The sequence below is a fragment of the Arthrobacter sp. genome, assembly GCF_048266065.1.
Taxonomy (GTDB): Bacteria; Actinomycetota; Actinomycetes; order Actinomycetales; family Micrococcaceae; genus Arthrobacter_H.
Genome location: NZ_JBLXAH010000005.1, coordinates 215095 through 227587 on the forward strand (window position 1 = coordinate 215095; position 12493 = coordinate 227587).

A 12493-nucleotide genomic window follows, 5' to 3' on the forward strand; every position below is an offset into this window, starting at 1 on the left:
CTCATGGCCTCACCGATGATCTACGTCAGCTTCCCCGGAACGGCACGCGAAGCCTTCGGCTTCTACGAGGGGATCTTCGGCGGCAAGCTCTCCTTGTTCACGAACAAGGAATTCAACAACACCGACGGACCTCCGGACGCAATTGCCCACGGCGAGCTGCAGGGCGTCGTGTCCATCGCCGGATCGGACACATCCCCGGGCGGGAAGAGCGTCAGGTTCGAGGGGCTCATGCTCTCGCTCCTGGGCACCGCAGAGCCGAAGGACCTCCACGAGTGGTTCGACCAACTCGCCGACGGCGGCCGGGTGGAGGATCCACTGGCACCCAAACCCTGGGGCGCCTCGGACGGCCAGGTCATCGACCGCTTCGGGCTCCACTGGCTGATCGGTTACGAACCCGCTTCCTGACGCCCGCGCCTAGCTTCCCCGCTGGCCACGCACTCGGGCAGCAGGCCCGGATTGGACAGGAAATATCCACTTCTGCCTGCAGACGACGAGCAGCTACGCACTGACGCGGAGAGTGTAGGCGGGGTACATGTTCACACTTAGGAGCCATTGCTCCTGGCGACACCGCCCTGACGGGGCTGGCTCAACCCGGATGCCTGTAACCTCGACCAGGCCATCGGTCGACGCCGCTGCTACCGGTACTACGCGGTCCTGGTCATCGTCGTCGCGCCGCTGCTGTACATCGCTGCCATGACCGTGGGCAAAGACAACGTCATCCTGACCGGGTTTATAGCGGTACTGGTCCAGGTCACCAGCCTGTGCGTCTTCGCACCCGTCGGCGCATATCTGTGCGAGCGCTTCCCCTCGAGCATCCGAGCCAGCGTCTACGGCGTTGGCTACAGCCTTGCCGTCGTCCTGCCCGCGTTCTACATCCAGGCACTCGGCAACTTCATGCCGGACCGCGTCGCAGTGGCCCTCATGATCTGCCTCGCCGGCATCCTCGTCTGGATCGGCGCCACCATGGGACCTGAAACGAAGGAAGTCGACCTCCACGACGACGCCAACTTCACGATCTGTCGGAACTCCAGTTCAGCGGCGGCGACTCTTCCAGGAGGCTGCCGCTGGTCGAGTTCGGACGTATCGTCCGGGATACTTGGCAGCGACGGCGCAGGCGCGTACCAACCACCGCCCCCACTCCGGCGCAGCAGAGGGCGACGCCTAACGCAATGGCCCCGAGATCGGCGTCGTGCAGGACGAGCACGGGCAGGACGGTTCCGAGCATAGCCGAGCCGATGAACCAGATGTGGTTGCGCCACGCCAGCGGCCCCAGATTCCTATGCTGGTAGATCCTCCGCAGCGACTCGCCAATGCGGGCCGAGAGCTTATGCCGCTCGCCAACATTTTCCGGAGGACGACGGCGGGCAGGCTGGCTATGGTGGCGACCGACAGGAAGATGCTGGCGGCGCCGGTCAGCAGCGCCACCAGCCCGCCGGCCACAGCAGCTCACACGCTTTGCGCCACAGTATCGCTCTGCTGCAGCCGGGCCTTGGCCCGAACCAACATCGGCCGGGAAGCCAGCTGCGGGACGAATAACTGGTAGGCGGCGTCCCCGAGTACGGACAGCAGACCGAATCCAAAGATGATGCCGACGACCGCCGGGATGGTTAGCCGCGCCGCCAAGGCACAGCGCTGCCAGCAGGATGCCGCGACCCAGGTCGGCAACGACCAACACCGTCTTGCGGCTGAAAAGGTCCACACAGATGCCGGCAACCAGTCCGAAGAAAATACCGGAGCAGTATGGGAGCGCGGTACTATCCGAGCTGATTCGATCAGCCTCTATTCGGATTCCGGCTGCCGTACCCAACACGCATTTGTGAATGCTGCCACTCTGAATGCGGAACAGCCGAACTTACACGGGAAAAGTGGCTGCTGCACCAGCAGGTTACATTCTCACCAAAACGTCCATCAGACCAAGCGACAAAAATTGAACACATGCATGGCCGCAACAGAAGTCCGTAAAGATGCGGTTGGCTATAGGCTTTGACTCATTGTTAGCAATGAGACTATGGCTCTATATGCGAGGAAACCGGATGCGAACTAAATCGATCGGGGGAACGCCCGTCTCTAGTGGTTCAGCACCGGTACGGGTTCACATATGAATTCGGCGCCGAAAGACAAGTACTCCGCGAGTGAGCAAGGTCTTGGGTACATGTACCAGCCACAGTTTGCACTCCTCCGCTTGTTTGAATTACCGGAATCGACAGAGCTATATATTGAGATGGATGATGATCTCGATTTTATTGATCTCAACGGCACCAAATCATTAGGTTCTTTGAAGCATAAGAGTGTCGGAGACCGCCTAACAGATCTTTCCGTCGACTTTTGGAAGTCCGCACGTATTTGGCTCTCCCGTTACAATCGGGACTCTTTAGAAGAATCAAACCTGAAATTCTTGCTTTTTACGACGTCCGAGGTTTCCCGCACGTCATTCCTCCAGGCATTTACTTATCCGTCGGCCAACTCGGGATTGGCTATAGTCGATGTGGTTGAAAGTGCGAAGAAGGCGCTGGAGAGTTCCACAACCAAACTAACTGAAGCGATTGGTTCAGAACTCCAAAAAATGACGAATGCGCAGTGTGAAGATTTTTTCTCCCGCATCAACATTGTTGACAAGACGCCGCGTATTGCGGAGATCCCAGAAAAAATCATCGGCGGACACATGCGAAGCATTTCCCGAGAATTTCGTCAGGCAATTTTTGACCGACTACAGGGATGGTGGAACCAGCAAACCATATTGCTGCTATCTGGTGAACGCACGATGCCGCTCTCGGGATATGAGCTTTCGGACAAGCTTTCCGATATTGCGGACGAGTACAAAACCAATAATCTTCCCATTCACTTTTCCGAGGCCACTCCGGAGGAAGACATTGACGTAGAAGGTGACCAGCGCCAGTTCGTACTGCAACTCCGAGAAATTGGAGTCCAAACAAACAGAATTCGCAGTGCCATTCTTGACTATTATCGGGCCTTTTCCCAGAGGTCCGCCTGGGCTCGAGAAAACGTCCTATTGGTCGGCGAAATGGAACGGTACGAGGCCCGCCTCGTCGATGAATGGAGCCGCTATCGTGATGTGATATTTGAGGATTTTGATGTCACCGAAGCGGACGAAAGATTAGTAGAGGCTGGAAGGGCACTTTACAAATGGGCAGACTTTGAAAGTGGCAAACTCGACTCTCTCCGTATACGAGAAAAAGTCACTGAACCCTACGTTGTAAGGGGTGGCTTTCATATTCTTGCCAATGAGAGACCACGGCCCAGGGTCTATTGGCACCCAACGTTTCTAAGCAGGCTCGATGCGGTGCTTGGAGAAACGTCATGAAGCCTTGGACCGAGCGGCCTGTCGAAGTGCGAAATTTGTTCAATCCAGCATTTTGCGGACTCCTGCTCCAACGGGCAATAAAGGGATACGAAGAAGTAGACCCGAGTGGTATGCCCTATTCGCTAACACTTCTGGTGTTGCCACTTAGCCTACACAGCCAAGCGCGAAAGAAGTTGGACGCGCATCCGAAGACTAGATTGCTAACAATCTTAGAGAAACAGCAATTCCTAATATTGGGATTTGATGAAAGAGCCCGAGATTTGCTCCCTCTTGCCCACGAAGCTTTCAGTGTTTTGGCGAGCAATCACTGCATCGAAGTTTCGACAGAGGGGCGAATTCGTTCCGTCCCCAGAAGAATGCGAACCGCAATCGATGGCAGCCCGGAATCGCAGGAATGCCAGAAGATTGCTGCACGACTCGGAAAAGAGTTCGCTCGCATCGGAGACCGAGCTACCGTCTATGCCACGCTAGGAGTGCGTCCGTGAGAATCAAATCGATCCATATCTACAGCCATGACGGCCGCAGACGAGACCTTTCCTTTTCAGCGGGTCTAAATGTGATAACCGGACGGTCTTCAACAGGAAAGTCAGCCCTATCGGAGATTATCGAGTACTGCATGGGCGTCTCAGACTTCAAAGTTCCAGAGGGGGTGATTCGAGACAAGGTCTCATGGTTCGCGGTTGTCTATCGCTTCGAAGGCGAAGAAGTCTTGATTGCGAAGCCAGCCCCCAGCCGTGGCGCGCAGAGCGCTGGCGCAGCGATGATCCGTCGAGGAATGGATATGACCATTCCTTCATTTGATGGCCTAGAAGTAAACAGTGATGACACAGCGGTACGGGCTTTGCTTTCTAAGTTACTTGGTATTCCCGAGAACAGAACTCAAGTTCCATTGGAACAAAGCCGAATCAGCTATGCGACCCAGATTAATCACACTCTGTTCTATCTGTTCCAAAAGCAAGGGCTCATCGCCAATAAAGACCAACTATTCTATCGTCAAAACGAGCCGTATCTTCCGCAGAGTATTCAAGACACATTCCCCATCTTGCTGGGCATAGACTCGCCGGACCGATATACGTACCAAGCAAAGTTGCGTCTTGCGAAGCGTGAACTAAGCCTGGCTGAGAAGAAGCTTGAGGCCCTGCAAAGAGCAATTGCCGGTGCACAGACAACCGCATTCAAATTGCGCACAGAAGCAGTGGCAGTGGGCCTCTTACGTCCAACGGGACCAGGTGATGATGTCATTGAGCAGCTTCGTGAAATCGAATCCTGGACTCCAGACGATTCCCAGCAGCTGCTGGACGGGGCTTTTAAGACTTCAGAGCTGGAGGGAAAGGTAAGGGAGCTCCGGCAGGCCAGAAGAGCGGTGCAATTCAATCTGGACTCCGCTCGCGCCTATTCTGTTCAGGCAGGAGGCTTCCAGGAGGAAGTCATTGAGCAACGTGACAGGCTCTCGTCAATCTATTCATTCCCTCGAAAACGTAGTACTGGTGAATGGCAATGGCCATTCGCCGAAGAGAATTTGGGATGGCAGGACCCTGTAGCGGCCGTACTGTTGTCGGAACTCGAGTCCCTCGACAAAGAACTGGAAGCAGTGGCAGGGGAAAGGCCGATAGTTGATGACTATTTAGCTGATTTGGAGGGTCAGGCAGGATCGATAACTGAGGAGATCCATGCTCTTGAAGCCGAGCTATCGTCTGCCATTGAGGCTGACGAACGACTCAAGCACATGCGCGATCGAGCCGTCGCCGCGGCACGCGTCGTGGGACGAGTAAGCCACTTCTTAGAGTCGCTAGCGCCTGACCGAGAAGTCATAGATGCAGAGGATGAAATTCGACATCTGAAGGGGAAGGTAGAAAGGCTCGCGCTGGAGGTTGGTGACGACGATCGGGATGAGGCGATCACCTCGGTGTTGAACAACATTTCCAAAGACGTAACTAGATACATTGATGAACTAGGCGCTGAATTCGCAGGTACCCCGGCTCGGTTTGACCTCAAGAAACTGACCGTTGTCGTAGATCGACCAGGACGCCCAGTGCCGATGGCCCTAAGCGGTGGCGGCGAAAACCATCTGGCGTATCACGTAGCAGCGCTTCTGGCGATACATCTCTACTCATCCAGAAATGATTGCCCTATACCATCGTTCCTGCTAATTGATCAGCCTACTCAAGTATATTTTCCATCGGAAGAGGAATATAAAGCGACTGACGGAACGATAGAGCGAACCGCAGCCAATGCGGACATGGAAGCCGTCAGACGCCTATTCGCTTTGTTCCTAAACTACGCCAGCGAGGAGAACCCTGGCTTCCAACTTATTATCACGGAACATGCCAACCTCCATGAAGATTGGTTCCAACAAGCATTAGTTGAACATCCTTGGTCCAAGCCGCCAGCGTTAGTGCCGGAAGACTGGCCCGAAGCTGGCGGCCTGTCCTAATCTCAATGAATTCGGCGAGATGAATAAGCTGATCGCTCCTACCCAATAATCGACATTGCCTACTCCGGGCACGCCATGCGTTGCGTGCAAAACACAGGCTTCAATAGGCGTGATTACTCAAGTCGCATACGGGTCTCCAACCAAAGCCTGCGTCCCTCCTCAACTATCTGCGCCCTGCCGCGGCACGTGCCAGCGGCAACATCCGCAGCGGGATCGGTGAGTTCAGCACCACCAACGACGAGCTCCGAAGCACCGTCCGGGTGGCGATGATGGCGTCCAGCACGCGCTGCAGGTCGTCGTTGGACTTGGCCACCACACACGCCATCAGGTCGCTCTCTCCCGACACCGTATGCAGCTCGAGTACCTCCGGCACCTCCGACAGCGCGGCGGCGACACCGTCGTGCCCGGCATCCTGGTCGATGACCAGCGCACAGTACGCCCGCACCGGATAGCCAAGACCTTCGGCCGAGAGATGCGGCCCCCAACCAGTGATCACTCCCTCGCGGGTCATCTTGTCCAGCCGCGACTGCACGGTCGCCCGGGCCACGCCCAGCACCCGGGAGGCCTCCAACACCGACATCCGGGGGTCCGAGGAGAACTCGTCCAGGATCTTGGCGTCCAGCTCGTCGATCTTCATGCCATCCTCACTACTTTGCACTTTGTATAGGCATCTTTCGTTCAGCATAGGCACAATGTGCAGATTGCCGCATCATTCACTGTTAGATTGCGCAGGCTCCGACAGGTAATTACCGTCACATCCAGAACATCCATCCGAACCAACTGGGAGCGACCATGACCGAAGCACCCCGGCTTGAACCACACCCGACGGCACTACCCGCCGACGAGTTGGTCGAGCTGTACCGACTCATGACCAAGGTCCGACACCTGGACACCTCCGCCATCGCGTGGCAGCGCCAGGGCATCCTGCCCGGTTACGCCCCCATGCAAGGGCAGGAGGCAGCCCAGGTCGGCAGCGTGAAGGCCATGGACATGGACCGCGACTTCGTGTTCCCGACCTACCGCGAAATGGGCGCCGCCCTGGCGGCCGGCGTGGACATGCCCGAATTCATGGCCACCCACAAGGCCACCTGGAACGGAGGCCTGTATGACGCCACGAAGTACCGGGTCACCCCGATCCAGACGGTCATCGCCGGCTCGGCACTCCATGCCGTCGGCTGGGGCCACGGCCAGCGTCTGGACGCCATCCGCGAGGGCCGCCCCGAGACCGATCTGCCCACCGCGCTGATCTTCCTCGGCGACGGCGCCTCCTCCCAGGGCGACATCCACGAGGCCATGAACTTCGCCGGGATCTTCAAGACACCCGTCGTCTTCTTCGTGCAGAACAACGGCTGGGCCATCTCAGTGCCGACCGAAGCCCAGGTGGCCGGCGGCTCCGTCGCCGCCCGCGGCGCCGGCTACGGCATCCCCTCCATCCAGCTGGACGGCAACGACGTCGAGGCAGTGGTCCGCGGGACCCGGGCCGCCGTCGAACATGCCCGCTCCGGGAAGGGCCCGGCGATTGTCGAGGCGATGACCTACCGCCGCGGACCGCACTCCACGTCGGACGACCCGGGACGTTACCGCACGCTCGAGGACGAGCGCCGCGACGCCGGTGCCGACCCGATCGAGTCCCTGCGTGACCGGCTGTTGGCCGACGGCACGCTGGACGCCGACGCCGTCACGGCCATCCAGGCCGAGGCCGCCGAATTCGAGGAGGCGACCCGCCTGGCGGTCCAGGCCCAGGGTCCGCGTCCGGGAGCCGAGATGTTCGAGTACGTCTACCAGGAGCAGACCGAGGCCCTGAAACAGCAGGCCACGCAGTGGCGGGAGGAGTCCGAGCATGTCTAGCCTGAGCGCAACCATCGAACCCACGCAGCAGGGAACCCCGACCAGCGAGGACGCCATGGACACCGTGCAGCGCACCGGCAGCGAGACGCTGTCGATGAACAAGGCCATCAATGCGGCACTGGCCGACGTGCTGGCGGAGAACCCGAAGGCCCTGGTCCTCGGCGAGGACGTCGGCCAGCTCGGCGGCGTCTTCCGCATCACCGACGGGCTGCAGCAGCGCTTCGGTGCCGACCGGGTCTTCGACACCCCGCTGGCCGAATCCGGCATCCTGGGCATGTCGACAGGCCTGGCCATGGCCGGCTACCACCCGATCCCCGAGGTGCAGTTCGACGGGTTCACGTATCCGGCCATCAACCAGATCGTCACCCAGATCGCCCGGATGAACTTCCGCACCCGCGGCGCCCTGCCGATGCCGATCACCCTGCGCATCCCCAGCTTCGGCGGGATCCAGTCCCCCGAGCTGCACTCCGAATCGCTGGAGTACATCTTCGCCCACGTCGCCGGGCTGAAGGTCGTCTCCCCGTCCAGCCCGCACCAGGCGTACCACCTGATGCGGCACGCGGCGACGCGGCCGGACCCGGTGGTCTTCATGGAGCCGAAGTCCCGCTACTGGCAGAAGGACACCGTCGGCTTCGATGCCCCGGGCACCCTGGAGGGCTCCGTCGTCGTGCGCCCCGGCAGGCACCTGACCCTGGTGGCGTGGGGCGGCATGGTCGCCCGCTGCCTGCAGGTGGCCGAACTGGCCGCGGAGGACGGGATCGACGTCGAGGTGCTGGACCTGCGTTGGCTCAAGCCCATCGATGCCGCCGGGTTGGCGGCGTCGGTGTCCAAGACGCGCCGCGCCGTCGTCGTGCACGAGGCACCGCGTGCCGCGGGCCTGGGCGCCGAGGTGGCCCAAACCATCACCGAGGCGTGCTTCGGCACGCTGAAGGCCCCGGTGGAGCGGGTGACGGGCTTCGATGTGCCGTTCCCCTCCGGTAGCCTCGAGGCAGAGTACCTGCCGAACATCGACCGCATTCTCTTCGGGATTCAACGAGTATTGGAGTACCGCCGTGGCTGAACTGTCCTTCCCCCTTCCCGATCTCGGTGAGGGCCTCATCGACGCGACGGTGCTCGAATGGCTCGTCGCCGTCGGCGACCAGGTCGAGCGCAACCAGCCGATCGTCGAGGTCGAGACCACCAAGAGCTCACTCGAGCTGCCCTCCCCGCAGGCCGGCAAGGTGCTGCGCATCAACGGCGAACCGGGCGAGACCCTCAACGTGGGCGATGAGCTGATTGTCTTCGAGGTCGCCGACGACTCCGCAGGCATCGTCGGCACCGTGCCGCAGGAGACCGCCCCGAAGCGCCGCGTGCGCCTGAGCGCCAACCTGGACGACGACTGATCATGGCGACCCCCCACCACGAGGCCGAGCACCGCGTCGAGGGCACTGCCAACTCGCTCGCCGTGCGGATCTTCACCCCCCAGGACGACGCCGGTGCACGCCCGGTGCTGCTGATCCACGGGTTCGCCTCCTCCTCGGAGCTGAATTGGGTGGCCACCGGGTGGATCACCGCGCTGCACGACGCCGGCCGGAAGGTCATTGCCGTCGACCTCCCCGGTCACGGGCTGAGCCCGGCGCCGGAGGACCTGGACGCGTACACGCCGAGCCGGATCCGCGCCGAACTGCTGCAGATCCTGCAGGATGCGCACGTGCGGCCGCTGGTTGAGGGCGATGCGTCCTCCGGGGTGGACGTGCTCGGCTACTCGCTGGGCGCCCGGCTGGCGTGGGAATTCGCCGGCACGCAACCGCAGCTGGTGCACCGCGTCGTGTTGGGCGGCCCGGCGAGCAGCGACCCGCTGGCCACGTTCGACCTCGAGGCAGCGCGCGGACAGCTGGCCGGCGGCGAACCGATTGCCGATCCGACCACCGCCGAACTGGTGCGCATGGCGCAGCTGGTGCCGACGAACAACATGTTCTCGCTGCTCTCGATGGTGGAGGCGATCAAGACCGAACCGTTCTCCCCCGAGGAGGCCGTGCCGTCGATGCCGATACTGCTGGTGGCCGGCGAGCGCGACGAACTGGCAGCCTCCCTGCCGACGCTGCTGGAGCTGGCGCGCGGACACCAGGGATCGGACGCGCACGTGCGCGAACTGATCCTGCCGGCCCGCACGCATGCCAACGCCGTGACCTCGCGCGCCTACAAGCAGGCCGCTGTGGAGTTCATCAACGGCTGACGCTGTCCACCGCTGTCGATGGGCCGCCCGGTTTTCCGGGTGGCCTTCGTCTTCAGTTCAAGGCTGTCCCCGGTCCGAGCCACTGGTTCAGCGAAGAGGCCATCTCAGGGTGTCCGCTGCCTTGAGCGCCAAATGCTCGACGGAGACATGCGTCAATGGACGCGAGAAGCCTGGAGCCGTGGGAAAAGCGGTGGCCGCCCGCGCGAACAGCACGATCACCGGATCGCCAGTCACGGTTGAGGGGACGTACAGTCCGTCGATCCGGCTTCCCCATTCGGCACAAATGGCTGCTGCCCAGTTTCGACAGGTGCTTTTCGGTGCCCCCGGCAATGAAGCGGACGCACCGTGATGCAGCGCCCAATGGTTCCCACCGATATCGAGCAATTCCAGAGTCCGCGACGGCAACCAGGCGGTCAACACGTGCTGTCCGGTCAGGGTGATGGCGCGGCGTTGTTGAAACACCTCGGCGAAAGCCGTGGCGTAGTCGGCGGCTGTGTAGGAAACGCCCACTCCCGGGTGATTCTGCATCGGCAGGGGGTGCGGTTCCCACCGAAACTGCGGAAGCGGTCCAAACTCGCGCAGTTCGTTCCACTCCATCCTGTGGGTCCCGACCGAACGGTGAATCCGCCACAGTGGTCCCGTGTACCGGTGGATATCTGCCATGTCCAACGTCAAGGGCCGATCCGGTCGACGCGGATTCTTGGCCGTCACACCCAGCCCTGCTCGTCGGCGAGGCTGACCACCGTCTCCACATCACCATTCCCGGACAACCACGCAGCCGGGGAACGTCCCCGCAGGCACTCTTGCGGAGTCACCATGAAGCCCTCGACATCGAGCGGGTGGTAGTCATCCGGAAGGGCCTCCACGACCTGCCGAAGTCCAGGAATGATCCGTCCGTCCTGCGTGAACTGCCATGCCGGGAACAACCGCTCCCTGCTCGTCGACGTGGATCCCACGCTACAGAGATGGCCGGTCGACAGTGAACGACGTACATTCGATGGCGCCCGGCCCAGGAGACGAGCTACTTCCGACGTCGTCAACGCCCTGCCACGCATCTGCTCCGCGGCCTCTGCCTGGCGTTGCGTGATCTCCAGTCTGGTGAGGTGTCCTGCCACCGGCATGAAGTCCTCCGTCGTGGCGCCAGCGTGCTCCATCAGGAACTCCTGCTCCCCGGCAGTGAGCGTCTCCGATACACCGACTGCTTCGTCCAGGACGTCGAGAACGACGTCGGCGGAAATCGAGAAGTGCCGCTGGGCTAGCGCCCGCGAGATGCGCTCGCGAACGACTTCCATGCCCTTTTCGATGCCAGTGGCTTCCATACACCACATGATACGTTCAAACCTATCGCATCACAACGCATCATTGATGGGGTATTCCATCTCATGGCACCAGGACCTCCTCGAGCGCGCGTCCCAGGGCCAGCAGGGTGCGGTCGCCGAAGCGCGGCCCCTGCACGGTGATCCCCACGGGCAATCCTCCGACCGGGACAGGTGCCGGCAGCGTGAGCATGGGTGCGCCGAGTATGGTCCCCTGGCCGGTGTTGCGCGTGTAGAGGCCGAAGGTGGAGACCTGCCCGCCAAGATGCTCAACGGTCTCGTCCTTGCCGAGCAGCGGGGCCGGGGCCGGGGTCCCGGGGAAGGCCAGGCCATCCAGGCCGTGCTCGGCCAGCAGGTTCGTGTACAGCGTGCGCGCCCGGGCCACCTCGCCCTGGGCCCTCGCGTACTCCTGAGCCGTCACGGGGTGCGCCAGCTCGGCCTCGAGGACGGCGCGCACGTCGGGACTGGCGACGGATTCGACCAGGCGTTCGAACGCCTCCTGGAGTGGCCGCCCGAGCGCCCGGGCGGCGACGTCGGCCAGCAACCGGTGCGACTCCCACAGCACGATCGCCATCTCCGCGGCCCGGGTCAGATCCAGGACGCGACCCAGCTCCAGGTCGACGGTTTCGACGGCGTCGCCCCACCGGTCCAGGCTGACGGAGAACGCTGCAGCAGTGGCCGGGTCCAGCTCCTGGACGAGCTCAGCGGGGATCCCGAGCCGAGGGCGGGTGCCGGGGACACCGGCGTCGTGCCCGCCGGTGATGGCGGTGTCGAGGCGGTCGATCTCCGCCACGGCAGGGGCGAACAGACCAGGGGTGTCGCGCGTCCACGACAGGCCCACCAGCCCGGCGCCGGGCCAGCGGCCTGTACTCGGCCGGAAACCGACCACCCCGCACAGGCTGGCCGGGATTGTCACCGATCCCCCGGTGTCGGTGCCCAACGCCACCGGCACGTCGCCGCGGGCGACGGCCGCAGCGCTGCCACCGGAGGAGCCACCCGCGGCCCGCGTGGGATCGGCGGGATGGCGGACTGGGCCAAAGGCCGCATTGTTGGACGTGATCCCGAAGGCGAGTTCGTGCATGTTCGTGATGCCCACGACGACGACGCCGGCCTCACGCAGCGCGGCCACGACGGGGGCATCGGCCTCCTGGGGACCGAGGTCCAGCCCACGGCACCCGGCCGAGCGGCGGAAACCGCGCACCGCGATGTTGGCCTTGACGGCGAGCGCGAACGGCTCACCGCTTCGTGGCTGCGCCCTGACCTCCGACGCGTCGGCGACCTGGGCCCAGACGCCGGCTTCCGGATCCTCGAGGGGGCTGATCTCGTTCATCGGGGCTTCTCCTGGGGTCTCTGGGGGC

14 protein-coding genes are annotated in these 12493 nt (G+C 62.0%); 9 read left to right on the plus strand and 5 right to left on the minus strand.

Annotated elements, in window-relative coordinates; translation table 11 throughout:
• Positions 1-3: 3 nt before the first annotated feature.
• Entirely contained in the window at positions 4-405 is a 402-nt protein-coding gene (locus ACN0TP_RS10225; protein WP_417218736.1) for a VOC family protein, read from the plus strand.
• A 93-nt stretch (positions 406-498) separates the two neighbouring features.
• Here ACN0TP_RS10225 and ACN0TP_RS10230 read toward each other — a convergent pair whose 3' ends face one another.
• The gene (locus tag ACN0TP_RS10230; protein ID WP_417218737.1) at positions 499-996 is read right to left on the minus strand and encodes a hypothetical protein; all 498 of its coding nucleotides are present in this window, start codon (positions 994-996) and stop codon (positions 499-501) included.
• A gap of 586 nt (positions 997-1582) precedes the next feature.
• On the opposite strand from ACN0TP_RS10230, the gene ACN0TP_RS10235 reads away from it, so the two are divergent.
• The 4 genes from ACN0TP_RS10235 to ACN0TP_RS10250 all read left to right on the plus strand — a co-directional run bounded on the left by ACN0TP_RS10235 (position 1583) and on the right by ACN0TP_RS10250 (position 5756).
• Positions 1583-1987, plus strand: a complete 405-nt coding sequence (locus ACN0TP_RS10235) for a hypothetical protein (protein ID WP_417218738.1) — start codon at positions 1583-1585, stop codon at positions 1985-1987.
• Between the two features lie 165 nt (positions 1988-2152).
• Entirely contained in the window at positions 2153-3322 is a 1170-nt protein-coding gene (locus ACN0TP_RS10240; protein ID WP_417218739.1) for an ABC-three component system protein, read from the plus strand.
• Positions 3319-3807 carry a three component ABC system middle component gene (locus ACN0TP_RS10245; RefSeq protein WP_417218740.1) on the plus strand — a complete coding sequence of 163 codons (489 nt, stop codon included), beginning with the start codon at positions 3319-3321 and terminating at the stop codon, positions 3805-3807. The genes ACN0TP_RS10240 and ACN0TP_RS10245 overlap by 4 nt, the downstream gene beginning before the upstream one ends.
• A complete protein-coding gene (locus ACN0TP_RS10250; protein ID WP_417218741.1) occupies positions 3804-5756 on the plus strand; it encodes a DUF3732 domain-containing protein in 1953 nt (650 codons plus the stop codon). Before ACN0TP_RS10245 ends, ACN0TP_RS10250 begins: the two co-directional genes overlap by 4 nt.
• A gap of 163 nt (positions 5757-5919) precedes the next feature.
• On the opposite strand, the gene ACN0TP_RS10255 is transcribed toward ACN0TP_RS10250, so the two are convergent.
• Positions 5920-6393, minus strand: a complete 474-nt coding sequence (locus tag ACN0TP_RS10255; RefSeq protein ID WP_417218742.1) for an Lrp/AsnC family transcriptional regulator — start codon at positions 6391-6393, stop codon at positions 5920-5922.
• Between the two features lie 155 nt (positions 6394-6548).
• On the opposite strand from ACN0TP_RS10255, the gene ACN0TP_RS10260 reads away from it, so the two are divergent.
• Genes ACN0TP_RS10260 through ACN0TP_RS10275 form a run of 4 tightly spaced genes read left to right on the plus strand, consistent with a single transcriptional unit; the run spans position 6549 to position 9819 of the window.
• Positions 6549-7604, plus strand: a complete 1056-nt coding sequence (locus tag ACN0TP_RS10260; protein ID WP_417218743.1) for a thiamine pyrophosphate-dependent enzyme — start codon at positions 6549-6551, stop codon at positions 7602-7604.
• 55 nt (positions 7605-7659) lie between these two features.
• Complete coding sequence (locus ACN0TP_RS10265; RefSeq protein ID WP_417218862.1) at positions 7660-8664, plus strand: alpha-ketoacid dehydrogenase subunit beta; 1005 nt, start codon at positions 7660-7662, stop codon at positions 8662-8664.
• Positions 8657-8986: a biotin/lipoyl-containing protein gene (locus ACN0TP_RS10270; RefSeq protein ID WP_417218744.1), complete on the plus strand. Its 330-nt coding sequence runs from the start codon at positions 8657-8659 to the stop codon at positions 8984-8986. Before ACN0TP_RS10265 ends, ACN0TP_RS10270 begins: the two co-directional genes overlap by 8 nt.
• A 2-nt stretch (positions 8987-8988) precedes the next feature.
• Positions 8989-9819 carry an alpha/beta fold hydrolase gene (locus tag ACN0TP_RS10275; protein WP_417218745.1) on the plus strand — a complete coding sequence of 277 codons (831 nt, stop codon included), beginning with the start codon at positions 8989-8991 and terminating at the stop codon, positions 9817-9819.
• Between the two features lie 87 nt (positions 9820-9906).
• On the opposite strand, the gene ACN0TP_RS10280 is transcribed toward ACN0TP_RS10275, so the two are convergent.
• From ACN0TP_RS10280 to ACN0TP_RS10290, 3 genes are all read right to left on the minus strand, one after another.
• Positions 9907-10482: an RES family NAD+ phosphorylase gene (locus ACN0TP_RS10280; RefSeq protein ID WP_417218746.1), complete on the minus strand. Its 576-nt coding sequence runs from the start codon at positions 10480-10482 to the stop codon at positions 9907-9909.
• Between the two features lie 44 nt (positions 10483-10526).
• The gene (locus ACN0TP_RS10285) at positions 10527-11138 is read right to left on the minus strand and encodes a hypothetical protein (protein ID WP_417218747.1); all 612 of its coding nucleotides are present in this window, start codon (positions 11136-11138) and stop codon (positions 10527-10529) included.
• A 61-nt stretch (positions 11139-11199) separates the two neighbouring features.
• The gene (locus tag ACN0TP_RS10290; protein ID WP_417218748.1) at positions 11200-12465 is read right to left on the minus strand and encodes an amidase family protein; all 1266 of its coding nucleotides are present in this window, start codon (positions 12463-12465) and stop codon (positions 11200-11202) included.
• Positions 12466-12493: the final 28 nt, after the last annotated feature.

Excerpts from the sequence above, each read along its gene's own strand:
- ACN0TP_RS10260 (WP_417218743.1), top strand. The coding sequence starts at position 6,549 with ATGACCGAAGCACCCCGGCTTGAACCACACCCGACGGCACTACCCGCC.
- ACN0TP_RS10280 (WP_417218746.1), bottom strand. The coding sequence starts at position 10,482 with ATGGCAGATATCCACCGGTACACGGGACCACTGTGGCGGATTCACCGT.
- ACN0TP_RS10225 (WP_417218736.1), top strand. The coding sequence starts at position 4 with ATGGCCTCACCGATGATCTACGTCAGCTTCCCCGGAACGGCACGCGAA.
- ACN0TP_RS10275 (WP_417218745.1), top strand. The coding sequence starts at position 8,989 with ATGGCGACCCCCCACCACGAGGCCGAGCACCGCGTCGAGGGCACTGCC.
- ACN0TP_RS10255 (WP_417218742.1), bottom strand. The coding sequence starts at position 6,393 with ATGAAGATCGACGAGCTGGACGCCAAGATCCTGGACGAGTTCTCCTCG.
- ACN0TP_RS10290 (WP_417218748.1), bottom strand. The coding sequence starts at position 12,465 with ATGAACGAGATCAGCCCCCTCGAGGATCCGGAAGCCGGCGTCTGGGCC.
- ACN0TP_RS10240 (WP_417218739.1), top strand. The coding sequence starts at position 2,153 with ATGTACCAGCCACAGTTTGCACTCCTCCGCTTGTTTGAATTACCGGAA.
- ACN0TP_RS10235 (WP_417218738.1), top strand. The coding sequence starts at position 1,583 with ATGATGCCGACGACCGCCGGGATGGTTAGCCGCGCCGCCAAGGCACAG.
- ACN0TP_RS10285 (WP_417218747.1), bottom strand. The coding sequence starts at position 11,138 with ATGGAAGCCACTGGCATCGAAAAGGGCATGGAAGTCGTTCGCGAGCGC.
- ACN0TP_RS10265 (WP_417218862.1), top strand. The coding sequence starts at position 7,660 with ATGGACACCGTGCAGCGCACCGGCAGCGAGACGCTGTCGATGAACAAG.
- ACN0TP_RS10245 (WP_417218740.1), top strand. The coding sequence starts at position 3,319 with ATGAAGCCTTGGACCGAGCGGCCTGTCGAAGTGCGAAATTTGTTCAAT.